General features: G+C 66.5%; 1 protein-coding gene and 1 tRNA gene. One reads left to right on the forward strand and one right to left on the reverse strand.

Going from position 1 to position 1,407, the window contains the following annotated elements:
* Nucleotides 1-36 precede the first annotated feature (36 nt).
* Nucleotides 37-112: transfer RNA gene (locus tag ACSFA3_RS23310), tRNA-Asn, on the forward strand.
* A gap of 98 nt (nt 113-210) precedes the next feature.
* Here ACSFA3_RS23310 and ACSFA3_RS23315 read toward each other — a convergent pair.
* Nucleotides 211-1,407, reverse strand: a 1,197-nt coding sequence (locus ACSFA3_RS23315) for an autotransporter domain-containing protein (protein ID WP_435507810.1), incomplete at its 5' end; no start/stop codon positions are given.

The raw sequence follows: 1,407 nt of genomic DNA on the forward strand, positions 1-1,407 counted from the left end.
GATCGACAAATCCATTGCATATAATTTAAGGCTTGTTCCTCGATAGCTCAGTCGGTAGAGCGCCGGACTGTTAATCCGTAGGTCCCTGGTTCGAGCCCAGGTCGAGGAGCCAATACAAGCCGCAAGGCCTCTGGAAAGCCCGCTGTCTTTTTTGGACAGCGGGCTTTTTCTTTGGCCGGGCGATTGCTCAGAGGACGAACGCCTCCCGCGCTACCAGCGCGCACGCACGCCAACAGACCCTTGCAGCGCCGACTTTGCCCGCGTGTCGCCACCCATCGCATAGAGGCGGCCGATCTCGCCGTAGACGCTGGTGGCCTGCGAAAGCGACAGGGTGAAGCCGCCCGCCAGTTCAGCGCTGCGGTAAGCGGTCGCGCTTGCGATGCGCGTGACGGCCGCCGCGTTGATGAACTGCGCGACATCAGTGCCGGCACTGGCGCTGTAGAGGTTCAGGCGTGCATAGGGCTGCAGCAGGCCGGCGGATGTGGCGATCTCGCCCTTGACCCGCACGCCCGCGCGCGCCAGCCAGCCGTTGTGGCTGTCTTGCTGCACCAGGGCGCCGGCGATGCTGCCGTCGTCGAGGCTCACGCGCTGGTGCACCAGCTGCAGCTGGGGCTCGATGGTCCAGCCCGGGGCAATGCTGAAGGCCTGGCCCACCTCGATGGAGGCCAGCAGGCTGATGCCCTTGCCGGAACTGCCGAAGCTCAGCGTGGGCGACACCGTGTAGCGGTGGCGCCCGGCTTGCAGCACGCCGTCGACATACAGGCCGCTGTCGTTCTTCCATGTGGCGTAGGCGCCCAGGTACTGGCTGCGCAGGTCGTTCGAGCCGGCTGCGTAGTTCACGATGCCGCGTGCGAAGCCGGTCACGCTCATGTCGCCGTCGAGCTGGCCGACGTAGACGCCGGCGCGCCAGTTGGCGTCGGCCCACAGGTCGGTGCCGGCCTGGAAGCCCTTGACGTTGCCCTTGCTGTGCGGGTCGACGGTGCCTTGCTGGCGGATGTCGATGTCGGTGGCGATCACGCGCGACGAGCCCGCCTTGTCGCCCAGCGCCTCCATCAGCGTGATGGCAATCGAATAGGGCTCCTCGCCCGTCGAGGCCGCCGCGCACCACACGGTGACGGGCTGCTTCGCCTTGCGCACGTGCTCCGCCAGCGTGGGAAAGTGATGGGCCTCGCGGAAGAACGAGGTCAGGTTGGTGGTGAGCGAGTTGATGAACAACTGCCACTCCTCGCCGTCCTGCCGCCCTTCGAGCCAGTCGAGGTAGGTGGCGAAGTCGGGCACCTGGAGCTCCCTCAGCCGGCGCGAGAGCCGGCTGTACACCATCTGCCGCTTCTGCTCGCCCAGGGCGATGCCGGCGCGGCGGTGGATGAGGGTGCGGATCCGGGAGAAGTCGCTGTCGGTGAAAAGGAA

The organism is Variovorax glucosi, from assembly GCF_051216695.1.
GTDB lineage: Bacteria > Pseudomonadota > Gammaproteobacteria > Burkholderiales > Burkholderiaceae_C > Variovorax.